This is a genomic window from Streptomyces sp. NPDC015131, from assembly GCF_043079975.1.
Lineage (GTDB): Bacteria > Actinomycetota > Actinomycetes > Streptomycetales > Streptomycetaceae > Streptomyces.
Window position 1 is genome coordinate 510,086 of record NZ_JBIBVB010000006.1, and the last position, 23,167, is coordinate 533,252.

The following is a 23,167-nucleotide window of genomic DNA, read 5'->3' on the forward strand; positions in this document are numbered from 1 at the left end:
GACCCCGAGGACCGTACTTCCGTGGCAGGCCGATACGCCCCGCGCCCCACCCGCACCACCGTGCGCGGCGGCCACATCGGCATACCCGCCGCCCGGTCCCCCCTGCCGCCCGGCGCCGGGGCCCGCACCCGGACCTGGACCCCGCCGTGGCCGCTGGACCTGGGGCTCGTCCTCGGCCCGCTGCGGCGCGGCCCGGGCGACCCGACGTTCCGCGGGGCGCCCGACGGCTCCTTCTGGCGCACCTGCCGCACCCCCGAGGGGCCCGGCACGCTGCACGTGTCCGCGCGGGGCGGCGCCGTGGAGGCCGAGGCGTGGGGCGCGGGCGCCGACTGGCTGCTGGACCGCCTGCCCGCGCTGTGCGGGGCGGACGACGACCCCGGCGCGTTCACCGCCCGCCACCGGCTGCTGGCCGTCACCGAGCGGCGCCGCCCGGGGCTGCGGCTGACCCGCACCGGCCTGGTCATGGAGTCGCTGATCCCCTCCGTACTGGAGCAGAAGGTCACCACGGACGAGGCGTACCGCGCCTGGCGGCTGCTCGTGCGCCGGTACGGCGAGCCCGCCCCGGGCCCCGACGAGCGGCTGTACGTCATGCCCGAGCCCCGCACCTGGGCGCTGATCCCGTCCTGGGAGTGGCACCGCGCGGGCGTCGACGCCAAGCGCTCGGACACCGTGGTGCGCGCCGTCCGGGTGGCCCGCCGCCTGGAGGAGGCCGCGGCGATGGAGCCGGAGGAGGCCCGCCGGCGCCTGGAGCTGATCCCGGGCATCGGGCCGTGGACCTCGGCGGAGACGGTGCAGCGCAGCAACGGCGCCCCCGACGCGGTCACCACCGGCGACTACCACCTGCCGGGCATCGTCGGCCACGCGCTGGCCGGCCGCCGGAACGCCGGCGACGACGAGATGCTGGAGCTGCTCGCGCCGTACGCGGGCCAGCGCCACCGCGCCGCCCGCCTCATCCTGCTGAGCGGCCACACCCCGCCGCGCCGGGGGCCCCGCTTCACCCCGGGCAACATCGCGGCGCTCTGACCCGGCGGCGCCGCACCGTCAGGCCCGCCGCCGCCTCACCGCACCTCGACGAAGGCGTCCGGCTCCCGGGGCGGCCGGGCGGCGGGCGCGACCGCGGGGCGGCCCACCGCCACCGCGCCCATCGGGTCCCAGCCGTCCGGCAGGTCCAACACGTCCCGCACCACGTCCCGGCAGAACATCGTGGACGACACCCACGCCGACCCCAGCCGCTCGCCCGCCAGCGCCACCAGGAAGTTCTGCACGCCTGCCCCGGCGGCGACCACGAACATCTCCCGCTCCGCCCCGTCGCGCCGCGCGTCCCCGTACCGGTGCGCGCCGTCCGTCACCAGGCACGGCACCACCAGGTACGGCGCCCGCCGCAGTACGTCACCCCGGCGCACCCGGCGGGCGACCGCGTCCTCGCCGAGCCCGTCCGCCCGCAGGTCGGCGACCCACGCGTCCCGCATGGCGTCCAGCAGCCGTACGCGCGACTCCTCCGACTCCAGCAGCACGAACCGCCAGGGCGTCGTGTGGTGCGGCGCCGGCGCGGTCAGGGCGGCGGCCACCGCCCGCCGCACCGCGCCCGGGTCCACGGGGTCATCGGTGAAGTCCCGCACCGTGCGCCGCAGCGCGACCGCCTCGCGGACCGCCTCCGACGTCCCCAGCCGGAACATGTCGTCCGCCGCGTCCCGCACCAGCGCCCGCGCGCCCGGCGCCCCCTCCTCGACGAGGTGCCCCAGGCCCCGTACGACCGCGACCGGAAGCCCCGCCGCCTTGCCCTTCACCAGGTCGCCCGCCGCCGCCAGCTCGTCGGCGCCCGCGATCACGGTGGCGACCAGCGGATTGCCGTACGCGTCCGTACCGCCCCGCAGGTCGTCCAGCACCCGCACCCCGGCCGCGCCGATCGCCACATCGGTGACCCCGCTGCGCCAGGGCCGCCCGCAGGTGTCCGTGACGACCACGCCGACGTCCACCCCGAGCGCCGCCCGCAGCCCCTCGCGGACCGCCCGCGCCGAGGCGTCCGGGTCCTCGGGCAGCAACAGCACCGTGCCGGCCGGGGTGTTGGAGGCGTCGACCCCGGCGGCGGCCATCACCAGGCCCTGCCGGTTCTCCACGATCCGGAGCGTCCCGCGCCGCGCCACCACGCGGACCGTCTCGGCGTCCACGGCCGCCTCGCGGTCGTCCGCCGCGACGATCCGCCCCTCCGCCTTGCTGACGATCTTGGACGTGACGAGCAGCACGTCACCGTCGGCGAGCCCCGGCCCGGTGGCCGCGATCAGCTTGGCGAGGTCGTCGCCCGGACGCACCTCGGGGATTCCGGGCAGCGCCCAGACGCGGTAGGACGGAGACGGGGGAGACGCGGGGGACGAGGGAGCCGGGGGGTACGAGGGGGTCGTCACGCGCGGACCTCCCCGGCGAGCGCCAGCGCCTCACGGGCCATCGCCGCCGTCGCGTCCACGTCGGTCATCATCAGCGGCACCGCGCGGCAGCGGATCCCGGCGGACTCGATCTCGCCGACGGCGTCCGCGTCCGCGGTGTCCACCAGCCAGCCGTCGAGCAGCCCGGAGCCGTAGTGGCGGGCCACCGCGGCGGCGGTGGACTCCACGCCCACCGCGGCCAGCACCTTGTCGGCCATGCCGCGCACCGGCGCGCCGCCGACGATGGGGGAGAGGCCCACCACCGGCACGCCCGCCCCGGCGATCGCCTCGCGGATGCCGGGCACGGCGAGGATCGTCCCGATGGAGACCACCGGGTTGGACGGCGGGAACAGGATCACGTCCGCCTCGCCGATGGCCTCCAGCACTCCCGGCGCGGGCTTGGCCTGCTCGGCGCCGACCGGCACGACCGCCTGCGCGTCCACGGAGGCCCGCAGCCGCACCCAGTACTCCTGGAAGTGCACGGCCCGGCGCTCGCCGCCGGTCTCGATGGCGACATGCGTCTCGACCCGGTCGTCGGACATGGGCAGCAGCCGTACGCCCGGCTTCCACCGGGCGCACAGCGCCTCGGTGACGGCGCTCAGCGGGTAGCCGGCGCCGATCATCTGCGTACGGACGATGTGGGTGGCGAAGTCGCGGTCGCCGAGCCCGAACCACTCGGGCCCCACCCCGTACGCGGCCAGCTCGTCCTTGACGCGGAAGGTCTCGTCCGCGCGCCCCCAGCCCTGCTCCTCGTCGATGCCACCGCCCAGGGTGTACATCACCGTGTCGAGGTCGGGGCAGACCTTCAGCCCGAACAGATGGATGTCGTCACCGGTGTTGCCGACGACCGTGATGTCCGCGTCGGGCGCGGCCTTCTTGAGGCCGCGGAGAAAACGGGCACCGCCGATGCCGCCGGCCAGAACCACAATGCGCATGGGCACAGTCTGTCAGCCGGGACGCCGGCCGGACGCGGGGCGGTGGCCGGGCCGGCGGGCGGGCCGGCGGGCGGGGGCGTCAGACGGCGGCGGTGTCCCGGGCGGCGGGCGTGGCGCAGGCGGTGTGGTGCATCGGCATCTCGGTCAGGCCCGGGTAGTAGACGTGCAGGCTGACGGCCGGTTCCAGGGAGTCGTTGACCACGTCGTGCGCGTATCCGGGGGCGAAGACGCGCTGCGCGCCCCCGGTGAGCAACCGGGCGCCCTTTTCCGTACGTTCCGTCAGTTCGCCCTCGAGGACGGTCAGTACACCGGAAGATTCGCCGTGATCATGCATACCCGTGCCTTGTCCGGGCACCCAGGACAGCAGCCACACCTCGTAGCCGGGCCCCGTGCGCAGCCGGTGGTACCAGCGAGTCGTGGCGTCGTACTCGACGAGGTGGGCCCACTGGGTCCGGTCGGCGGCGAGCGAGCGGGCCAGTCCGGCGAACTCGGCCACGGTGGAGGGGTGCTCCTTGGCGGGCTGGAGAAGGTGCTGGACGGCAAGGATGTCGCCGGCGATCTGCAGGTCGCTGTCGCTGCTCAGGCCGCGTTCGCTGCTCAGGCCGCTGTTCACGGCGCTGTCGGTGTCGCTGTTCGTGAGGCTGTTCATGGGGTGCGGTGGTTCCTCGGCGGAAACGGGCCCACGGGCCCGAGGCGGTACACACGGGAAGGGCGGGGCGAGCGGGAGACCGACGCCCGGGAGGGGTGCTGGAGCGCTACGGCATCAACAGCTGGAACAGCGACAGCGACAGCCACAGGGGTGGAGCGGCTGGAGAACCCGGGCAGCACCGAGCGACCCACCGGTGTGGGTCGCGGGGAGCGCTGAGGTCGCTGGCATGCCATCAAAGGTGACCGGCTCTACTACGTCTGTCAACCCAATGACCGATTTGGCGGCAATGTTTCACCTCATCCGGTTACTCCGTCCGGAGAAAGGTTTGTGCTGGGGAAGGCCAGGACACATGCCGCAGCAGCCACCGGCGCAAACGTCGTCGCGTTCCCGTGACCTGACTGTGATCCGGATCGCTTCGCCGGCCCGACCGCAACAAGATCGAAGCGGCGGGCGTCCTCCCTGGAAGAGGTGGTGTGAAAGGGAGGATGAAGGATGGGTGGCGGCAAGTGTCTCATTTTTGCCGATTTGAACACTTTCCGCATAGCCTTGGTTCCGCAGAGTGAATACCGGGCTCAATAGCAGATCCCAGCTTGACTGGCCCGGAGCACCGCACTTGTAATTTCACTCGTGTCGTCTGGCCGAAAAATTCGACAAACGGCCTGATCACGGGGACGCAAAGACCGACGAGGGGCGCACATGACCGAGTTGTTCCAGGAACTGCTGGTCGAGGACGCGGATGAGGAACTCGGCTGGCAGGAGCGCGCGTTGTGCGCCCAGACCGATCCCGAGTCCTTCTTCCCCGAGAAGGGCGGATCCACGCGCGAGGCCAAGAAGGTCTGCCTCGCCTGCGAAGTCCGTTCGGAATGTCTCGAGTACGCGCTCGCCAATGACGAGAGATTCGGAATCTGGGGCGGTCTGTCCGAGCGGGAACGCCGCCGCCTGAAAAAGGCCGCCGTCTGACACGGCCGCCCGGCCCCGCCGTCCGCCGCCCAAGGCCCGGACGGCGCCACCCGCGCCGGACACCGGACACCGGCCACCGGCCACCCGCCGACCCCGCCCCCGCCCGCGAGCCCGCGCCGGGGGCCGCGTCGTCACGGGGCCGGGTCGTGAGGGGCCCGGTCGTGGAGGGGCGGGTCCGCGAGCGACGGGTCCACGCGCCCGTGGCGGCTGCTGGTGGCGCAGGCCGCCCGCGGCCGTACGACCTCGTCCGCGGCGGTACGAGTCCTTCGGCAGCCGTACGACGGCCCGTACCTCATCGCCACCCGGCCCCGCACCGCACTGGCACCCGTCGGCGGCCCGGTCCGGCCGGGTCCCGCGCGGCCAAAACGCGCACACGCGCACGTAACGCGCGCACGAAGCGGACCTCCGCCTTCCCCGTCTGTCCACAGGCGGCGGAGCGGCGCCGTGCCAGCCATTAGTGTGGGCCTCCGTCCGAGACGCTCCCACGCCCCCCGCGGGCGACCCCCGGCCGGAGGGCCCGTAACCCGATGTCCGCCACAGCCGCGTTCACCGCCGCTCCCCCCACCCAGCAGCCCGAGTTCCCGCGGCACGTCGTCACCGCCGTGCTCGTGTCCCACGACGGCGCCCGGTGGCTGCCGGACGTCCTCGCCGGGCTGCTCGGACAGGAACGGCCCGTGCAGAACGTCGTGGCCGCCGACACCGGCAGCGCCGACGACTCCGCGCGGCTGGTCGCCGAGGCCGTCGGCGACGACCGGGTCCTGCACCTCGCCCGCCGCACCGGCTTCGGCGCCGCCGTCGAGGAGGCCGCCCGCACCGCGCCCGTCCTCGGCCCCGAGGAGCTGCCCTACCTCAAGCGCCCCAGCGGCTGGGACCCGGTCAGCCGGACCTGGCGCGACGAGGCGTACGACATGCCCGAGCTGCCGCACGGCGAGCCCGTGCAGTGGCTGTGGCTCCTCCACGACGACTCCGCCCCCGAGCCCGGCGCCCTCGCGGAGCTGCTGCGCGTCGCCGACGGCGACGAGCACGCCGCCGTCGTCGGGCCCAAGCTGCGCGGCTGGTACGACCGCAGGCAGCTCCTCGAAGTGGGCGTCTCCATCGCCAACAGCGGCCGCCGCTGGACCGGCCTCGACCGGCGCGAGCAGGACCAGGGACAGCACGACCAGGTGCGGTCCGTGCTCTCCGTCTCCAGCGCCGGCATGCTCGTCCGCCGCGACGTCTTCGAGCGGCTCGGCGGCTTCGACCGCCGCCTGCCGCTGATGCGCGACGACGTCGACCTGTGCTGGCGTGCCCACGCCGCCGGCCACCGCGTGCTCGTCGCGCCCGACGCCGTGCTGCGGCACGCCGAGGCGTCCGCCCGCGAGCGCCGCACCGTCGACTGCGTGGGCCGCTCGGTGGCCAGCCCCCACCGCGTGGACAAGGCCGGCGCGGTCTACACGCTGCTCGCCAACGCCCGCGGCGCGGCCCTCCCCTGGGTCCTCCTCCGGCTCGTCCTCGGCACCCTCCTGCGTACGGTCGCCTACCTCCTCGGCAAGGCGCCGGGCCAGGCGGTCGACGAAGTCACCGGCCTGATCGGCACCTTGCTGCGCCCGGAGCGGATCGTCGCGGCCCGCCGCGCGCGCGGGCGCGCCGCCGTCGAGGCCGCCGAACTGCGCCCGCTCTTCCCGCCGCCCGGCGCGACCGTCCGCGTCACCGTCGAACAGGTCATGTCCAACGTCGGCGGCTCGGACGCCGATTCGGGCGGCTCACGGCACGGCGCCGTCGAGTCGGGCCCCGGCGGCGACGACGCCGACTACCTGGAGATCGAGCAGTTCGCCCGCCTGAAAAAGATCGCCCGCAAGCCGGGGCCGGTGCTCTTCGCCCTGCTGCTGGTGGTGTCGGTGGTCGCCTGCCGGGGCCTGTTCGGCGGCGGCTCGCTGGCCGGCGGCGCCCTGCTGCCCGTGCCCCACGACGTCGGCGAGCTGTGGAGCCGGTACGCGGACCAGTGGCACCCCCTCGGCACCGGCGGCACCCAGACCGCGCCGCCCTACCTGGCCGTCCTGGCGGCGCTGTCCGCCCTGTTCCTCGGCTCCACCGGACTGGCGCTCACCGTGCTGCTCGTCTGCTCGGTGCCGCTGGCCGGCGTCACCGCGTACTTCGCCTCCCGCTCCCTGGTCCAGTCCCGGCTGCTGCGCGCCTGGGGAGCCGTCGCGTACGCCTTCCTGCCCGCGGCGACCGGCGCCCTCGCCACCGGCCGGCTCGGCACCGCCGTGCTCGCCGTGCTGCTGCCGCTGATCGCCCGCGCCGCCGTCGCCGCCCACGGGCTGCGCGGCGAGGGCCGCGGGAGCTGGCGCGCCACCTGGGCGTACGCCTTCCTCCTCACCGTCACGACGGCGTTCACCCCCGTCGTCTGGCCGCTCGCGGCCGTCCTCGGCCTGGCCGTGCTCGCGCTGCGGCGCGACGACCTCGTGGCGTACGGCCTGCGGTTCCTGGCGGCCGTGGGCACGCCTCTGCTGCTGCTCGCGCCCTGGTCGCTGACGCTGCTCACCGACCCGGCCGCCCTCCTGCGGGAGGCCGGCACCCCCTTCGGTACGGGGGCGGCCTCCCCGCTCGACCTGCTCGGCGCCTCGCCGGGCGGGCCGAAGGCGGTCGGCGGCCTCGTCCTCGCCGGCCTGGTGCTGGCGGCGCTGGCGGCCCTGCTGCGCGCCGAGCGGCAGTTCGCGATCCGTACGGCCTGGGTGGTGGCCGTCGCCGCGCTCGTCCTCGCGGTGGTGGTCAACGGCTCCGGCGGCGGGACCGGCTGGGCCGGGCCGGCCACGCTGGTGTACGGCCTGGCGCTGGTGGCCGCCGGCATGCTCGGGGCGGAGGGCGGCCGGACCCGCGTCGCCTCCCAGAGCTTCGGCTGGCGCCAGCCGGTCGCCGTGCTGATCGCCCTGGCCGCCGCCGCCGGACCGGTCGTCTGCGCCGCCGGCTGGATGATCGGCGGCGCGGCGGGGCCGCTGGAGCGGCGCGACCCGGTGCAGGTGCCCGCCTTCGTCGCCGCCGAGAGCGGCACCCGGGACCAGCCGCGCACCCTCGTCCTGGGCGGCACCTCGTCCGGCGAGGTCCCGTACACCCTGGTCCGCGGCTCGGGCGCCCGCCTCGGCGACGCCGAGCTGACCGAGGCGGCCGGCGGCGACCCGCGCCTGGACAAGGTCGTCGCGCATCTGGTCGCCGGCTCCGGGGCGGACCAGACGGACCAGCTCAGCGGCTTCGCCATCCGGTACGTCCTGGTCCGCGACGGCGCGCCGCGCCAGACCGCCCGGGTGCTGGACGCCACGCCGGGGCTGACCCGGCTCAGCCAGATGGACGGCGTCGCGCTCTGGTCCGTCGAGGGCCAGACCGCCCGCGCCACCATCCTCCCGGCCCCCGGCGCGAAGAACGCCCCGGACCAGACCGCCGGGGACCAGGGCGCCGCTCCCGGGGGCGAGCGGCTGCCGGTCGCCGCCGGCCTGGTCGAGGCGCACACCGACGTCCCCGCCGGCGGCCCGGGCCGCGTCCTGCGGATCGCGGACCGCGCGGACGAGGGCTGGCAGGCCACGGTCGACGGCCGCCCGCTGAAGAAGACGGTCGTCGACGGCTGGGCCCAGGGCTTCGAACTCCCCGCCGAGGGGGGCCGCCTGGACCTGACCCACGAGGAGTCCCTCGGCCACACGGCCTGGATCTGGGCGCAGGTCTCCCTGGCCGTGGTCCTGCTGGTGCTGGCCCTGCCGGGCCGCCGCCGCGACGTGGACGACGACCTGCCTGAGGAGGAGCGCCCCGAGGTGACGGCCGAGGACCTCGCGGGCGACGGCCGCCGGGCCCGCCGGCTGCGCGCCGCCGCCGCGGCCGGGGCCACCGGTGCCGCCGGGGCCCCCGCGCCCGAGGAGACCGAGCCCGGCCCGGCACCCGGCGCCCCGCCCGTACCCGCGCCCGTACCGGAGACCGATCCGTACGCCGCGCCGGCGGTCCCGCAGCAGCCCTCCCACGGCGCGTGGGACGACCCGTCGTACGCCGCGTACCAGCAGCCCCAGCCCCAGCCGTATGCGGAGCAGCAGCCGTACCCGTACGAGCAGACCGGGTACGGCCAGGCCGGGTACGACCAGGGTGCCGCCCACCCCCAGGGCGGCTACGGCTACGAGCAGCAGGGCGGGTACGACCAGGCCGCGTACGGCTACGGCGGGCCCCAGGGGCACGAGCGCGGCTACGAGCAGGGCGGCTACCAGCAGGGCGGCCACGAGCAGAGCGGCTACGACCCGCGGTACCCGCAGGACTACGCGTACGACGACGAGCAGCGTCCCGACGGGAGCAGCAACCAGTGAACCGGACCACCCTCTCCCTGGCCGCCGCCGTCACCGCCCTCGCCGCGGTCACCGGGTTCGCCGCCCTGTCCGCGCCCGGGGACGGCGCCGCGACCGCCCCGGCGGCCAAGGCCCCGGCACGGCTCCCGGTGGAGCGCACCAGCCTGCTGTGCCCGGCGCCCAGCAACTCGGAGGTGGCCGAGACGGTCTACACCTCGTTCACCCCGGCGTCCGGCGGCGGTTCCGCCTCCGCGTCCGCCTCGGGCGGGTCCGCCGGGCGGGCCGAGCTGCGGCCGTCCGCCACCGCCTCCGACGGCACGACCGCCGACAGCACCAAGAAGGCCCCCGACGCCGCCCCGAAGGCGCCCAAGGCCCCGGCCGCCGACAAGCCGGTCCTCACCCTCGCCCGGCCCGGCACCCCGGTCACCGCCGAGGCGGACGGCGGCGACGCCCCGGCCCTGGTAGGCACCGCCTCCGGGCCGCTCGCGCCCGGCTGGACCACCCAGCAGACCACCAAGGTCCCGGCGGGCGGCGGGCGCGGCCTGCTCGGCGTCAGCTGCACGCCGCCCGACACCGACTTCTGGTTCCCGGGCGCCTCGACCGCCGCGCAGCGCGCGGACTACGTGCACCTCACCAACCCCGACGACACCGCGTCCGTCGTCGACATCGAGCTGTACGGGCCGGACGGCGCCCTGAAGTCGCAGCTGACCAACGGCGTGACCGTCCCCGCCCGGTCGGGCCTGCCGGTCCTGCTGTCCACGCTGACGACCGACCCGGCCGCCGAGGACGTCACGGTCCACGTCACCACCCGCAACGGCAGGGTCGGCGCGGTCGTCCGGTCCGCCGACGAGAAGCTCGGCGGCGACTGGCTGCCCGCCTCCGCCGACCCGGCCGGGACCCTGGTCCTGCCCGGCATCCCCGCCGACGCCACCTCCGTCCGGCTCGTGGCGTACGCGCCGGGGCAGGACGACGCGGACCTGAAGATCCAGCTCGCGAGCCCGACCGGCACGATCACCCCGGCCGCCGCCGAGAGCCTGCACGTGAAGTCGGGGATGACCGCGGCGGTCGACCTCAAGGACGTCACCCGGGGCGAGGCCGGGTCGCTGCTGCTGTCCCCCGCCCGCAAGGACCGGGCCACCCCGGTCGTCGCCGCCCTGCGGGTGGTGCGCGGGAAGGGCGAGAACCAGGAGGTCGCGTTCGTCCCGGCGACCGGACCGGTGGGGGAGCGGGCCACCGCGGCGGACAACCGCGCCGAGGGCACCACCCTGTCGCTGACCGCCCCCGGCGCGGGCGCCCAGGTCCGGGTCACCGCCTCGGCGGGCACCGGCGGCGGGACGCCGGCCACCAAGACGTACACGGTCAAGGGCGGTACGACCCTGGCGGTGAAGCCCCCGGTGCCCGCCGGGCTCAAGGGCTCCTACGCGCTGACCGTCGAGACGGTCTCGGGCGGCCCGGTGCACGCGGCGCGCACCCTGGAGGAGCCGGACGAGGACATCGCGATGTTCACCGTCCAGACGCTCGCCGACGACCGGGGGACGGTCGAGGTCCCGACCGCCCGCCAGGACCTCTCGGTCCTCACGCGCTAGCGAGGCCGGTACGCGTCCCGTTTCCCGGGCCCGTCCACGGCCCGTCCACGGCCTGTCCGCGGCCTGTCCGCGGCCCTCGCGGCGGCCGTGTGCGGTCAGTCCTGCCCGTACCGCGGGTCGACCGACTCGGGGGACAGGCCGAGCAGCTCGGCGACCTGCTCGACCACGACCTCGTGGACGAGCAGCGCCCGCTCGTCCCGGTTCTTGGCCCGCAGCTCGACCGGCCGCCGGTAGACCACGATCCGCGCGGGCCGGTCGCGGCCGGCCGGCACCGAGACGCCCAGCGGCACCGACTCCTCCGGCGCGACCGGCACCTCGAGGACGAGGAAGTCGACGTCCGTGAGCTGCGGCCAGCGCCGCTCCAGCCGCTCCACCGAGTCCTGGACGAGATCGCGGAAGGTGTCCCCCCGGCTCACGGACAGTGGCACCTGGGGCGGGGCGACGGGCCCGCGCATCCCGCGGCCGTGGCGGTCTCGGCGGCGCGGCCGGGGCTCGGACGGGCTGGGCGGTACGGGACTGTCCATCACCCCGGCAGGGTAGCTCTCCGCGCCCCCCGGACACCGCGCCGCGCGCCAGGGGACACGGCACCCGGCGACCCGGCGCGTACCCGGCAGGCATGTGACACGCGGCCCCGGCGCGCGGAGCCGCCCCCCCCGTCCCGTCGCCGGCCCCGCCCCGTCCCGTCGCCGGCCCCGCCCCGTCCCGTCACCGGCCCCGCGTCGGCGGCATGTCGCTGAATGAACGTTTCGGCAGTGCTTCGGGGCGATTCGGCCGGTCAGCCCGACCGGCCGCCTCGCCGGGAATGACCGGATTCATTCGGTGCGGTGTTCGGCCGTCCGGCCGCCGCCGGCCGGGCGGGAAGCCCTTTCCGCAGGTCGGCCGGGGCCGCCCGGACCCCCCTGTGCGGGACGTCACACCGCGACACGGGCGAGTGACCTGGTGGAGAGTCGTCGCGGCCCGCTCAAGAGTGCGGTACCGTCCAACGTCGTGAGCCCTGTACGTCGCTGTTCGCGCACCGCGTGCGGCCGCCCTGCCGTCGCGACACTGACGTACGTCTATGCCGACTCGACAGCGGTCCTCGGCCCGCTCGCCACCTACGCCGAGCCCCACTGCTACGACCTGTGCGCCGAGCACAGCGAGCGCCTCACCGCGCCCCGCGGCTGGGAGGTCGTCCGCCTCTCGGACGGCTCCGCCCCCGCCCGCCCCAGCGGCGACGACCTCGAAGCGCTGGCCAACGCCGTGCGCGAGGCGGCGCGCCCCCAGGAGCGCGCGGCGCAGGCCGGGGGCAAGCCCGGCGGCCGGGCCGGCGACCCGGTGGAGGTCGGCCGCCGCGGCCACCTGCGGGTGCTCCGCTCGCCCGACTCCTGACCGCTCGGCTCGCCCGGCTCCTGACCTCTCGCTCCGTCCAGGTAGTTTGTGTCCTCCACCGCGGGTGGAGGACACAGTGCGTGAGCAGGGCTTGCAGGAGGGTGCGGGGAAGTGACAGCTGATCTCTCCCGGGATCTGTCGGGGATCGTCAAGGCGTACGACATCCGCGGCGTGGTCCCGGACCAGTGGGACGAACCGCTGGCGGAGCTGTTCGGCGCGGCGTTCGTCGAGGTGACCGGTGCCGCCGCGATCGTGGTCGGCCACGACATGCGCCCCTCGTCCCCCGGCCTGTCCGGCGCGTTCGCGCGCGGCGCGGCGCGGCGGGGCGCGGACGTCACCCTGATCGGCCTGTGCTCCACCGACCAGCTGTACTTCGCGTCCGGGCGCTTCGGGCTGCCGGGCGCGATGTTCACCGCGTCGCACAACCCGGCCCAGTACAACGGGATCAAGCTGTGCCGCGCCGGAGCCGCCCCCGTCGGCCAGGACACGGGCCTCGCCGAGATCCGCGAGCTGGCCGAGAAGTGGCTGGTCACCGGCGCCCCCGAGGCCGCCGCCCGGACCGGGGAGCTGACCGAGCGGGACACGCTCGCCGACTACGCCGCCCACCTCAAGACCCTCGTCGACCTGACGTCCGTCCGGCCGCTGAAGGTCGTGGTGGACGCGGGCAACGGCATGGGCGGCCACACCGTCCCCTCCGTCTTCGAGGGCCTGCCGCTGGATCTGGTCCCGATGTACTTCGAGCTGGACGGCACCTTCCCCAACCACGAGGCCAACCCGCTGGACCCGGCCAACCTGGTGGACCTCCAGCGCCGCGTGCGGGAGGAGGGCGCCGACCTGGGCCTCGCCTTCGACGGCGACGCCGACCGCTGCTTCGTGGTCGACGAGAAGGGCGACCCGGTCTCCCCGTCGGCGATCACCGCCCTGGTCGCGGCCCGCGAGCTGGTCAGGAACGGCGGCACCGGCACGGTCATCCACAACCTGATCACCTCGTGGTCGGTGCCCGAGGTCGTCCGCGAGCACGGCGGCACCCCGGTGCGCACCCGCGTCGGCCACTCCTTCATCAAGGAGGAGATGGCCCGTACCGGTGCGATCTTCGGCGGTGAGCACTCCGCCCACTACTACTTCCGCGACTTCTGGAACGCGGACACCGGCATGCTGGCCGCGCTCCATGTGCTGGCCGCGCTGGGCGGGCAGAGCGGCCCGCTGTCGCAGCTCGTCTCCTCGTACGACCGCTACACCGGCTCCGGCGAGATCAACTCCACAGTGGCCGACCAGGCGGGCCGCACGGTGGCCGTGCGCGAGGCGTTCGCCGGGCGCGAGGGCGTCACGACCGACGGCCTCGACGGCCTGACGGTGACCGGCCCCGACTGGTGGTTCAACCTGCGCCCCTCCAACACCGAGCCGCTGCTGCGCCTGAACGTCGAGGCGCGCGACGCCGCGACCATGGAGCGGTTGCGCGACGAGGTGCTCGTGCTGGTCCGCACGCCGTAGGGCGCGCGCCGGGAGCGGGGCCGCCCGGTGCCGGGCCCCGCTCCGCTCCCGCTCCCGCTCCGGCCCCGCTCCCGCTCCCGCCAAAGCCGGGTCCGCCCCCGCCCCGGCGGTAGGCTGACGTGGCCGAACGCACCACCGCGCCGCGCCGGGACACGCCCCGTACGGCGCGTCCACGGCACGTACCCCCGCCTCCGTACGCGAAGCGGGCACCGCCCCACCGCACACCACCGCACCACCCGCCACCGAGCCCCACCCACCGCACTCCGAAGGGACCGCCCCATGCCGCTCGAAGCCGGCCTCCTGGAGATCCTGGCCTGCCCGGCCTGCCACGCCCCGCTCACCGACCGCACCGCGGACGAGAACCCCGAGCTGGTCTGCACCGGCGCGGACTGCGGCCTGGCCTACCCGGTACGGGACGGCATCCCGGTCCTCCTGGTCGACGAGGCCCGCCGCCCCGCCTGACGGCCGCCGCCCCGGGCCGCCCGGCGCGCTCCTCGTACGCACGCGCGCGCCGCGTACGCACGTACCACGCGTACCGAAGGTGACACGACGCGTACCGGCCCGCGCACGGGCAACCCGTACCGCGTACCGCCCCAGGCGTCGCGCACCGGGCGCCGCGCCGCACCGCATCCCACATCGCACGGCGATCGGAGGCTCCATCCCATGCTGGACGAGACGCTGCTCGACGACCCGGACGCCCTGGCCCGAGTCGACCGCCGCGGGCTGCTCCGCGGGGCCGCCGAAGCCGGCGCGCGGGTCCGGACCGCCGCCCGCCACGCCGCCGAGGCCGGCGTCGCCGAGCTGAACCCGGAGGGGCGCCCGCGCTCCATCCTCGTGGCGGGCCCCGGCAGCGCCGCCGCCTGCGTCGCGGACATCGTCACCACCCTGGCCGGCGCCTCCGCGCCCGTGGCCCGGCTGCACGCCACCGGCGTGGCCGCCGCGTCCGGCGCCTACCGCTGGACGCTGCCCGGCTGGGCCGGCTCCGTCGACCTGCTGCTCATCACCACCACCGACGGCACCGAACCCGGCCTCGCCCTGCTCGCCGAGCAGGCGTACCGCCGCGGCGTCACCGTCGTCGCCGTCGCCCCCCACCGCTCCCCGCTCGCCGACGCCGTCGGCAGTACGCACGGACTCGTCGTCCCGATGGCGGTGGCGCCCCACGAACTGAGCGACGAGGAGGCGCAGGAGGCGAGCCCCGCCGCCCTGTGGGCCCTGCTCACCCCGCTCCTGGCGCTGCTCGACCGGGTCGGCCTCGTCGCCGCGCCCGCCGACACCCTCCAGAAGGTGGCCGACCGCCTCGACCGCACCGCCGAGCGCTGCGGCCCGGCCGTCGCCACCTACGGCAACCCCGCCAAGACCCTCGCCGCCGAGCTGGCCGACACCCTCCCGCTCATCTGGACCGAGGGCCCCACGGCCGCCCCGGCCGGCCGCCGGTTCGCCGCGCTCCTCGCCGAACTGGCCGGCCGCCCCGCCTTCGCGGCGCCCCTCCCCGAGGCGCTCGCCACCCACCGGGTCCTCCTCGCGGGCGACTTCGCGGGCGGCGCCGACCCCGACGACTTCTTCCGCGACCGCGTCGAGGAGGCCCAGGCCCTGCACGCCCGGGTCGTCCTGCTCCGCGACCGGCCCACCGGCGGGCTGACGGCCGCCCCCGCCGCCCGCGAACTGGCGCTCGGCCACGACACCACCATCAGCGAACTCGAACCCGAGTCCCCGGACGCCACCCCCGACGACCCGGCGGCCGACCCGGACCGGGCCCCCGACGCTGCCGCCCCCGAGGCCCCCCGGCCCGCCGCCACCGAGGGCGCCGCCGACCTGGAGAGCCTCGCCGAACTGCTCGCGGTGACGGACTTCGCGGCCGTCTACCTGGCGCTGACCTCCCGTCCCTCCCGTCTCAACACCACCTGACGCCCGCCCCGGGCGGCCGCCCACCACCGGCCACGGGGCCCGCAAGACGCAAGGAACGACGACGCATGGACCGCCTCTCCAACACCGTCCGCCCCTACGCCTGGGGCTCCACGACGGCCATCCCGGAACTGCTCGGCGTCGCCCCCACCGGCGAACCCCAGGCCGAGATGTGGATGGGCGCCCACAGCGGCGCCCCGTCCCGCGTCACCCGGGCCGGACACGGCGAACAACCGCTGTCCGCCCTCATCGAGGCCGACCCGGAGCGCGAACTCGGCCCCGCGGCCGTCGCCCGCTTCGGCCCCCGCCTGCCCTTCCTCCTCAAGATCCTCGCCGCCGGCGCCCCCCTCTCCCTCCAGGTCCACCCCGACCTCGCGCAGGCCCGGGAGGGGTACGCCGCCGAGGAGCGCGCCGGCATCCCCCTCGACGCGCCTCACCGCAACTACAAGGACGCCAACCACAAGCCCGAACTGATCTGCGCCCTCACCCCCTTCGAGGGGTTCTGCGGCTTCCGCGCGCCCGCCAGGACCGCGGACCTCCTCGCCGCGCTGAAGGTCGACTCGCTCAAGCCGTACGCCGACCTCCTCCACGCCCACCCCGAGGAGGCCGCCCTGCGCGAGGTCCTCACCGCCGTCCTCGCCGCCGACCCCGCCGAGATGGCCGCCACCGTCGACGAGACCGCCGCCGCCTGCGACCGGCTCGGCGGCGCCCACGCCCCGTACGCCCTGCTCGCCCACCACTACCCCGGCGACCCCGGCGTCCTCGCCGCCATGCTCCTCCACCACGTCCGGCTCCAGCCCGGCGAGGCGCTCTACCTCGGCGCCGGCGTCCCGCACGCGTACCTCGGCGGCCTCGGCATCGAGATCATGGCCAACTCCGACAACGTCCTGCGCTGCGGCCTCACCCCCAAACACGTCGACGTGCCCGAACTCCTCCGCGTCGTCCGCTTCGAGGCCCACGACCCCGGCGTGCTGCGCCCCGAGGCGTCGCCCGCGGGCGAAGAGGTCTACGACACCCCGACCGACGAGTTCCGCCTGTCCCGGTACGTACGCGCCGAGGGCGCCCCGCCCGTCGACATCACCGCCGCCACCCCCCAGATCCTCCTCGCCACCGCGGGCACCCCGCACGCCGGCGACATCCCCCTCGCACCCGGCCGGTCGGTCTTCGTCCCGGCGGGCGAAAAGGCCGAACTGTCCGGTACGGGCACGGTGTTCCGTGCCACCGTGGTGGCCTGACGCACCCCTTCTCCCCGCTGCTGCAACAATGTGCCGCCGTACGGACCACCCCCCAGCACCATCCAGGCCATCAGCAGCATTCAGGAAGGACACCCGCACCCATGAGCGCGTCAGGCGGAACCAAGGCGATCGTGGCGGCGCTCGCCGCGAACCTCGCCATCGCGGTGGCCAAATTCGTGGCGTTCCTCTTCAGTGGTTCGTCCTCGATGCTCGCCGAGAGCGTCCACTCGCTCGCCGACTCCGGCAACCAGGGCCTGCTGCTGCTCGGCGGGAAGCGGGCCCAGCGCGAGGCGACGCCCCAGCACCCCTTCGGCTACGGCCGTGAGCGGTACATCTACGCCTTCCTCGTCTCCATCGTCCTCTTCTCCGTCGGCGGCATGTTCGCCATCTACGAGGGCTACGAGAAGATCAAGCACCCCCACGCCATCGAGGCCTGGTACTGGCCGGTCGGCGTCCTGGTGTTCGCGATCATCGCCGAGACCTTCTCCTTCCGCACCGCCATCAAGGAGTCCAACCAGCTCCGGGGCAAGCTCACCTGGAGGCAGTTCGTCCGCCGCGCCAAGGCGCCCGAGCTGCCCGTCGTCCTGCTGGAGGACCTCGGTGCCCTGGTCGGCCTGATCCTCGCCCTCGTCGGTGTCAGCCTCGCCCTCGCCACCGGCGACAGCGTCTGGGACGGCATCGGCACCCTCTGCATCGGCATCCTCCTCATCGCCATCGCGATCGTGCTCGCCGCCGAGACCAAGTCGCTGCTGCTCGGCGAGGCCGCCGGCACCGAGGACGTCCAGAAGATCGAGCAGGCCCTCGTCGACAACGACACCGTGCCGTCGATCATCCACATGCGCACCCTGCACCTCGGCCCCGAGGAGCTGCTGGTCGCCGCGAAGATCGCCGTCCGCCACGACGAGAGCGCCGCCGAGGTCGCCCGCGCCATCGACGCCGCCGAGGCCCGCATCCGCGACGCCGTGCCGATCGCCCGGGTGATCTACCTGGAGCCGGACATCTACCAGGAGTCCAAGGCCGCCGCCCCGGACAACCCGCCCGCGTGACGTACGTGCGCGACCACTGACGGACCGACGAAGGGTCTCCGCCTCCGGGCGGGGGCCCTTCCCCGGTTCGCCCGGCAGCCGAAGCCGACCGGGAACGCACTGTGGGCCGCGCTCCCGGTCGGTGTAGATTCGAGACCAGAGCCAGACGTCGCTGCTGATGGCGGTCGGGCGGTCCGGACACGACCGGCCGAGGGAGAGAGGGCCTCCGACGACTGCACTGCGAGTACCGGGCATCCTTGTATGTTCAGCACGCCCACCAGCGGGCCTCGCAGAGCCAGCCGTACCCACCCTCGACCCAACACGAGGAGCAGCTCGAAATGACGACTGTCGCCAACCGACAGGACTTCAAGGTCGCCGATCTCTCCCTGGCCGAGTTCGGCCGCAAGGAGATCACCCTCGCCGAGCACGAGATGCCCGGCCTGATGGCGATCCGCGAGGAGTACGCCGAGGCCCGGCCGCTCGCCGGCGCCCGGATCACCGGCTCGCTGCACATGACCGTGCAGACCGCCGTGCTCATCGAGACGCTGGTCGCCCTGGGCGCCCAGGTCCGCTGGGCCTCCTGCAACATCTTCTCCACCCAGGACCACGCAGCAGCCGCCATCGCGGTCGGCCCCGAGGGGACGCCGGACAAGCCGCAGGGCATCCCCGTCTTCGCCTGGAAGGGCGAGACGCTGGAGGAGTACTGGTGGTGCACCGAGCAGGCCCTGACCTGGCCGAACACCCCCACCGGCGGCCCCAACATGATCCTGGACGACGGCGGTGACGCCACCCTCCTCGTCCATAAGGGCGTCGAGTTCGAGAAGGCCGGCGAGGCCCCGGACCCGGCCACCGCGGACAGCGAGGAGTACGCCCACATCCTCACCCTCCTCAACCGCACCCTCGGCGAGAACCCCCAGAAGTGGACCCGTCTGGCGTCGGAGATCCGCGGGGTGACGGAGGAGACGACGACGGGTGTGCACCGGCTGTACGAGATGCACCGGGAGGGGACGCTGCTGTTCCCGGCGATCAACGTCAACGACGCGGTGACGAAGTCGAAGTTCGACAACAAGTACGGCTGCCGGCACTCGCTGGTGGACGGCATCAACCGTGCGACGGACGTGCTGATCGGTGGCAAGGTCGCGGTCGTCTGCGGGTACGGCGATGTCGGCAAGGGGTGTGCGGAGTCGCTGCGCGGTCAGGGTGCGCGGGTGATCGTGACGGAGATCGACCCGATCTGCGCGCTGCAGGCGGCGATGGACGGCTACCAGGTGACCACGCTGGACGAGGTGGTGGGCCTGGCGGACATCTTCATCACCACCACGGGCAACAAGGACATCATCATGGCCTCGGACATGGCCAGGATGAAGCACCAGGCGATCGTGGGGAACATCGGTCACTTCGACAACGAGATCGACATGGCCGGTCTGGCGCGGATTCCGGGCATCGTGAAGGACGAGGTGAAGCCGCAGGTCCACACGTGGACCTTCCCGGACGGCAAGAAGATCATCGTGCTGTCGGAGGGGCGTCTGCTGAACCTGGGCAACGCCACCGGTCACCCGTCGTTCGTGATGTCGAACAGTTTCGCGGACCAGACGCTGGCGCAGATCGAGCTGTTCACGAAGCCGGAGGAGTACCCGACCGATGTCTATGTGCTGCCCAAGCACCTGGACGAGAAGGTCGCCCGGCTGCACCTGGACGCGCTGGGCGTGAAGCTGACCACGCTCCGTCCCGAGCAGGCCGCGTACATCGGCGTCGAAGTCGAGGGCCCGTACAAGCCCGACCACTACCGCTACTGATCCCCGCCCCGCCGCCACCGCGGCGCCCGCGCGCGACGTCCGTGCACTGACGTCCCGCCCGGCGCCCCGGCGGCGCGGCAGCCGCCCGACCGGTACCCCCGGCGGCGCGGCCGACCGGCCACCCGGGTGTGCCGGCCCGCCCTACCGGCACCCCCGGCACGCGGCGACCGACGGACCGGCTCCCCGGTTGCCCCGGCAGCCGCCCCACCGCCATCCCCGGCGGCGCGCCGTCGGGCGTCCGAGCGGCAGCGCGGCCGGGGCACCGGCAGCGCAGCCGACCGGCCACCCGGCGGTCAGTACCAGGCAGTCAGTACCAGGCAGGCCCCCGCACCCCCGTGCCGGGGGCCTGCCCCGTACCGGGCGAACCCCTACCGCCGATCCCGACCCCCCGAGGACCCATGCCCCGCGGCCGCTATTCGCTCCATGACCCGCACGATCACACCCCCCTCGGTGAAGAGCACTTCCACTGCGCCCCCGGCCCCTCCGGCTGGCGCTACGTCTCCCAGACCACCACCCCCTCCGGCGACCACGCCGGTTCCGTCGACCTCGCCCTCGACGACCTCGGCCGCCCCATCCGCCTCGAACTGCACGCCGCGAGCTGGCAGGTCCGCGGCGCCGCCCTCGACGGCGTCACCTGGGTCCGCACCGACCCCACCGGAACCCACGCCACCGAAGGCAATGTGCGCGCCCACGCCTTCACCGGCACCTCCCCGGCGTTCCTCGTCGCCACCGCACGTCTGCTGCGCCTCACCCCCGCTTCTCCCCCCACTCGGGTGCGCCTGGTCGCCTTCACCGACCCGGTGCTCGCACCCCTGACCGTCGACCAGTCCTGGGCCCTGATCAGAAGTGAAGCGCACGCCACTGACAACGGCCCCCTGACCGTGGACGAATACCAGGTCAACACCCTCGACACGGGCGAGCAGCACACCATCCACATCGCCGGCGACGTGGTCCTCGCGGCCCCCGGCGTGGAGCTCGAGGACCTCGAGTCCCCGCCGTCCGTCTTCCCCTGAGCCCCGGCGCTGCTTCCCCGCCTACACGGGCGGTACGAACCCCGTGGCCGGCGGCCTGCTCCCACCAGGAGCGTCGGCACCCCCTGCACCGGCGGCCCCGCCGACGACATCCGACTCGTCAGCCACAGGCGACGACCCAGCCACCTGAGGCGAGCGGACCACTTGCGGCGGTCCAGCCACTTCCGGCGCCCCAGCCACTTGCGGCGAGCCAGTAACCGGCAGCCCGCCGGCACCCACCGCCTCACCGCTCCCACTCATCGCATTCGCCCCCTGAGCCACACCCCCGGGCCCCACCGCCCCGCCGTCCGGGGCGAAGGCGCGCCGGGCGTCCCGAGCCTGCCGCTCGTGCACCACCCCGGCCAGGTACTCCGCCGCCGGAACCCCCGGAGGCGGCGGCGTCCCGGTCCGGGCCACCAGCTGGTCCGCCAACCGCTCCGCCAGCGCCCGCCCCACCTCGGGGTCGAGCTGCCGCATACGCGTGAGGTACTGGCGTATCGCCAGCCACAGTTCCTCCGGCACCGCCGACAGGTCCAGCCGCGCGAACCGCCCCACGAGCCAGGGCGGCGGAGGCGGAACGGCCACCGTCCGAGCCGCCGGCACCCGCTCCCTTACGACGAGCGTCCCCGCGAACACATCACCGATCCGCCGCCCCCGCGCCGACACCAGCGAGGCGACGCAGGCCACGACACCGAACGTCATCAGGATCTCCACGACCCCCATGGCCCCCCGCACCAGCGCGTGCCGGAAACGGATCGGCCCCCCGTCGTCCCGCACCACCCGCAGCCCACAGGCCAGCTTCCCGAGCGAACGCCCCCGGGACAGGGTCTCCACCGCGATGGGCCCGCCCACCAGCACCAGCAGGAACGACGCGATCGACACCGCCGTGACGGCGGCCTCGTCCAGGGACGCCGTGGCGAGCGCGAGCCCGACCGAGATCAGCAGATAGACGCCCCAGACCACGACGAGGTCGATGACCAGGGCCAGGGCCCGGCTCGGCACCCTCGCCGGCTGCAGGCCGAGCACCACCGCGTCGCCCGTCACAACCCCGCTCACAGCGCCCGCCCTTCCGCGGCCTTCCCCGACCCGTCCGAACGCCAGTCTGCCAAGCTGGCCGTCAGCGCGCCGCAGGAGTACGCCCCGTACGCACCAGTGCCTGGAGCAGCAGCCGACCATGGACCTCGATGTCTACGTCACCGCCCACCGCGCCGAGTGGGACCGCCTGGAGCACCTCCTGGGCCGGGGACGCCACCTGACCGGCGCGGAGGCCGACGAACTGGTCGCCCTCTACCAGCGCACCGCCACCCACCTCTCCCTCATCCAGTCCAGCACCGCCGATCCGCAGCTCACCGGCCGCCTCACCCAGCTGGTGGCACGCGCGCGTGCCACGGTCACCGGCACCCGCCGTGCCTCCTGGCGGGACGCCGCCCGGTTCCTGACGGCCGGCTTCCCCGCCGCCGTCTACCGCTCACGCCACTGGTGGGTCCCGACGGCCGTCCTGTCCGTCCTGCTGGCCGCCGTCATCGGCTGGTGGATCGGAGCCCACCCCGAAGTCCAGGCCTCCATCGCGGCGCCGCAAGAACTCCGGGAGATGACACGACCGGGCGGGCAGTACGAGACCTACTACTCCAGCCACCCGGCGGCCTCCTTCGCCGCCCAGGTGTGGACGAACAACGCGCAAGCCGCCGCGATGTGCCTCGTCCTCGGGGCGTTCCTTTGCGTCCCGGTGCTGTGGATCCTCTTTCTCAACATGCTCAACCTCGGTGTCGGCATCGGCCTGATGTCCTCGGCCGGCCGCCTCGACACCTTCCTCGGCCTCGTCCTCCCGCACGGCCTGCTCGAACTGACCGCCGTCTTCGTCGCCGCCGGAACCGGCCTCCGCCTCGGCTGGACCCTCATCGACCCCGGCCCCCGCACCCGCCGCTCCGCCCTGGCCCAGCAGGGCCGCGCCGCACTCGGCATGGCCCTCGGCCTGGCGCTGGTCCTCTTCGTCTCGGGCGTGATCGAAGGCTTCGTCACCCCCTCGGGCCTGCCCACCTGGGCCCGCATCGCCATCGGCATCGCGGCCGAGCTGGCGTTCCTCCTGTACGTGTACGTCCTCGGTGGCCGCGCCGCCCGGGCCGGCGAGACGGGCGACGTCGACACCGCCGACCGCAGCGCTGAGCTGCCCGCTGCCGCCTGATGTGCGTCGGGGCCCGCCGACCTGCTACTGTCCTCTTCGCCCAGAAAACTCGTTGACACGGGTCTACTGGGGAGGTAGATTTGAACGGTTGCCTCGGACTGGACAGGTTCGAGCGCGAAGGTTTACAGTCTCTCTTGCTCCTGGCGGAATTGAATTCCCCGGAGCCGATCCGATTCCTCATCCGAATCACCGAAGCCGATTAGGTCGGCCGAAATGATTCTGATAAAGTCGGAGCAGCCGAAAGGCAAAGGCCCTCCAACGGCCACCGGAAACAGAATCCGAACCGGAAACGGAACGGAAAAAGGATCTGGTA

The 23,167-nt window shown here is 74.6% G+C and carries 19 protein-coding genes; 13 read left to right on the top strand and 6 right to left on the bottom strand.

Annotation, left to right across the window (positions count from 1 at the left end):
- Positions 1 to 75 precede the first annotated feature (75 nt).
- Entirely contained in the window at positions 76 to 1,023 is a 948-nt protein-coding gene (locus tag ACF08D_RS25575) for a DNA-3-methyladenine glycosylase family protein (RefSeq protein WP_392225636.1), read from the top strand.
- Positions 1,024 to 1,058: 35 nt separating this feature from the next.
- On the opposite strand, the gene ACF08D_RS25580 is transcribed toward ACF08D_RS25575, so the two are convergent.
- The 3 genes from ACF08D_RS25580 to ACF08D_RS25590 form a co-directional block, all read right to left on the bottom strand.
- A complete protein-coding gene (locus tag ACF08D_RS25580) occupies positions 1,059 to 2,402 on the bottom strand; it encodes a coenzyme F420-0:L-glutamate ligase (protein WP_392225546.1) in 1,344 nt (447 codons plus the stop codon).
- On the bottom strand, positions 2,399 to 3,355 hold the full coding sequence (gene cofD / locus ACF08D_RS25585) for a 2-phospho-L-lactate transferase (RefSeq protein ID WP_392225548.1): 957 nt from the start codon (positions 3,353 to 3,355) through the stop codon (positions 2,399 to 2,401). Before cofD ends, ACF08D_RS25580 begins: the two co-directional genes overlap by 4 nt.
- A gap of 79 nt (positions 3,356 to 3,434) precedes the next feature.
- Positions 3,435 to 3,938 carry a cysteine dioxygenase gene (locus ACF08D_RS25590; RefSeq protein ID WP_392225638.1) on the bottom strand — a complete coding sequence of 168 codons (504 nt, stop codon included), beginning with the start codon at positions 3,936 to 3,938 and terminating at the stop codon, positions 3,435 to 3,437.
- Positions 3,939 to 4,700: 762 nt separating this feature from the next.
- Here ACF08D_RS25590 and ACF08D_RS25595 point away from each other — a divergent pair.
- From ACF08D_RS25595 to ACF08D_RS25605, 3 genes are all read left to right on the top strand, one after another.
- Complete coding sequence (locus ACF08D_RS25595; protein ID WP_023588371.1) at positions 4,701 to 4,964, top strand: WhiB family transcriptional regulator; 264 nt, start codon at positions 4,701 to 4,703, stop codon at positions 4,962 to 4,964.
- 527 nt (positions 4,965 to 5,491) lie between these two features.
- Positions 5,492 to 9,280 carry a glycosyltransferase family 2 protein gene (locus tag ACF08D_RS25600; protein ID WP_392225550.1) on the top strand — a complete coding sequence of 1,263 codons (3,789 nt, stop codon included), beginning with the start codon at positions 5,492 to 5,494 and terminating at the stop codon, positions 9,278 to 9,280.
- The gene (locus ACF08D_RS25605) at positions 9,277 to 10,845 is read left to right on the top strand and encodes a DUF5719 family protein (protein WP_392225552.1); all 1,569 of its coding nucleotides are present in this window, start codon (positions 9,277 to 9,279) and stop codon (positions 10,843 to 10,845) included. Before ACF08D_RS25600 ends, ACF08D_RS25605 begins: the two co-directional genes overlap by 4 nt.
- A gap of 95 nt (positions 10,846 to 10,940) precedes the next feature.
- Here the strand turns inward: ACF08D_RS25605 and ACF08D_RS25610 are convergent, their stop codons facing one another.
- Positions 10,941 to 11,369: a metallopeptidase family protein gene (locus tag ACF08D_RS25610; protein WP_392225554.1), complete on the bottom strand. Its 429-nt coding sequence runs from the start codon at positions 11,367 to 11,369 to the stop codon at positions 10,941 to 10,943.
- A 415-nt stretch (positions 11,370 to 11,784) separates the two neighbouring features.
- Between ACF08D_RS25610 and ACF08D_RS25615 the strand changes: the two genes are divergently transcribed.
- The 8 genes from ACF08D_RS25615 to ACF08D_RS25650 all read left to right on the top strand — a co-directional run bounded on the left by ACF08D_RS25615 (position 11,785) and on the right by ACF08D_RS25650 (position 20,675).
- The gene (locus ACF08D_RS25615) at positions 11,785 to 12,213 is read left to right on the top strand and encodes a DUF3499 domain-containing protein (RefSeq protein WP_073757778.1); all 429 of its coding nucleotides are present in this window, start codon (positions 11,785 to 11,787) and stop codon (positions 12,211 to 12,213) included.
- Positions 12,214 to 12,324: 111 nt separating this feature from the next.
- The gene (locus ACF08D_RS25620) at positions 12,325 to 13,704 is read left to right on the top strand and encodes a phosphomannomutase/phosphoglucomutase (protein WP_392225557.1); all 1,380 of its coding nucleotides are present in this window, start codon (positions 12,325 to 12,327) and stop codon (positions 13,702 to 13,704) included.
- A 279-nt stretch (positions 13,705 to 13,983) separates the two neighbouring features.
- Positions 13,984 to 14,166, top strand: a complete 183-nt coding sequence (locus ACF08D_RS25625; RefSeq protein ID WP_392225559.1) for a Trm112 family protein — start codon at positions 13,984 to 13,986, stop codon at positions 14,164 to 14,166.
- A gap of 201 nt (positions 14,167 to 14,367) precedes the next feature.
- Positions 14,368 to 15,609 (top strand): SIS domain-containing protein, encoded by a 1,242-nt coding sequence (locus ACF08D_RS25630; protein ID WP_392225561.1) that lies wholly within the window; start codon positions 14,368 to 14,370, stop codon positions 15,607 to 15,609.
- Between the two features lie 65 nt (positions 15,610 to 15,674).
- Positions 15,675 to 16,841 carry a mannose-6-phosphate isomerase, class I gene (manA, locus tag ACF08D_RS25635; RefSeq protein ID WP_392225563.1) on the top strand — a complete coding sequence of 389 codons (1,167 nt, stop codon included), beginning with the start codon at positions 15,675 to 15,677 and terminating at the stop codon, positions 16,839 to 16,841.
- A gap of 101 nt (positions 16,842 to 16,942) precedes the next feature.
- The gene (locus ACF08D_RS25640; protein WP_392225565.1) at positions 16,943 to 17,887 is read left to right on the top strand and encodes a cation diffusion facilitator family transporter; all 945 of its coding nucleotides are present in this window, start codon (positions 16,943 to 16,945) and stop codon (positions 17,885 to 17,887) included.
- Between the two features lie 317 nt (positions 17,888 to 18,204).
- Complete coding sequence (gene ahcY / locus ACF08D_RS25645; protein ID WP_392225567.1) at positions 18,205 to 19,662, top strand: adenosylhomocysteinase; 1,458 nt, start codon at positions 18,205 to 18,207, stop codon at positions 19,660 to 19,662.
- Positions 19,663 to 20,060: 398 nt separating this feature from the next.
- Positions 20,061 to 20,675, top strand: coding sequence for a hypothetical protein (locus ACF08D_RS25650; protein WP_392225569.1), 615 nt, complete (start codon positions 20,061 to 20,063; stop codon positions 20,673 to 20,675).
- A gap of 21 nt (positions 20,676 to 20,696) precedes the next feature.
- Here the strand turns inward: ACF08D_RS25650 and ACF08D_RS25655 are convergent, their stop codons facing one another.
- Positions 20,697 to 21,728: an RDD family protein gene (locus ACF08D_RS25655; RefSeq protein ID WP_392225571.1), complete on the bottom strand. Its 1,032-nt coding sequence runs from the start codon at positions 21,726 to 21,728 to the stop codon at positions 20,697 to 20,699.
- A 118-nt stretch (positions 21,729 to 21,846) separates the two neighbouring features.
- Here ACF08D_RS25655 and ACF08D_RS25660 point away from each other — a divergent pair, with 118 nt between their 5' ends.
- Positions 21,847 to 22,854, top strand: a complete 1,008-nt coding sequence (locus tag ACF08D_RS25660) for a stage II sporulation protein M (RefSeq protein WP_392225572.1) — start codon at positions 21,847 to 21,849, stop codon at positions 22,852 to 22,854.
- 122 nt (positions 22,855 to 22,976) lie between these two features.
- Here the strand turns inward: ACF08D_RS25660 and ACF08D_RS25665 are convergent.
- A partial coding sequence (locus ACF08D_RS25665) for a hypothetical protein (RefSeq protein ID WP_392225574.1) occupies positions 22,977 to 23,167 on the bottom strand: 191 nt, incomplete at its 5' end.

Excerpts from the sequence above, each read along its gene's own strand:
- ACF08D_RS25610 (WP_392225554.1), bottom strand. The coding sequence starts at position 11,369 with ATGGACAGTCCCGTACCGCCCAGCCCGTCCGAGCCCCGGCCGCGCCGC.
- ACF08D_RS25660 (WP_392225572.1), top strand. The coding sequence starts at position 21,847 with ATGGACCTCGATGTCTACGTCACCGCCCACCGCGCCGAGTGGGACCGC.
- manA (WP_392225563.1), top strand. The coding sequence starts at position 15,675 with ATGGACCGCCTCTCCAACACCGTCCGCCCCTACGCCTGGGGCTCCACG.
- ACF08D_RS25630 (WP_392225561.1), top strand. The coding sequence starts at position 14,368 with ATGCTGGACGAGACGCTGCTCGACGACCCGGACGCCCTGGCCCGAGTC.
- cofD (WP_392225548.1), bottom strand. The coding sequence starts at position 3,355 with ATGCGCATTGTGGTTCTGGCCGGCGGCATCGGCGGTGCCCGTTTTCTC.
- ACF08D_RS25625 (WP_392225559.1), top strand. The coding sequence starts at position 13,984 with ATGCCGCTCGAAGCCGGCCTCCTGGAGATCCTGGCCTGCCCGGCCTGC.
- ACF08D_RS25595 (WP_023588371.1), top strand. The coding sequence starts at position 4,701 with ATGACCGAGTTGTTCCAGGAACTGCTGGTCGAGGACGCGGATGAGGAA.
- ACF08D_RS25640 (WP_392225565.1), top strand. The coding sequence starts at position 16,943 with ATGAGCGCGTCAGGCGGAACCAAGGCGATCGTGGCGGCGCTCGCCGCG.
- ACF08D_RS25600 (WP_392225550.1), top strand. The coding sequence starts at position 5,492 with ATGTCCGCCACAGCCGCGTTCACCGCCGCTCCCCCCACCCAGCAGCCC.
- ahcY (WP_392225567.1), top strand. The coding sequence starts at position 18,205 with ATGACGACTGTCGCCAACCGACAGGACTTCAAGGTCGCCGATCTCTCC.
- ACF08D_RS25650 (WP_392225569.1), top strand. The coding sequence starts at position 20,061 with ATGCCCCGCGGCCGCTATTCGCTCCATGACCCGCACGATCACACCCCC.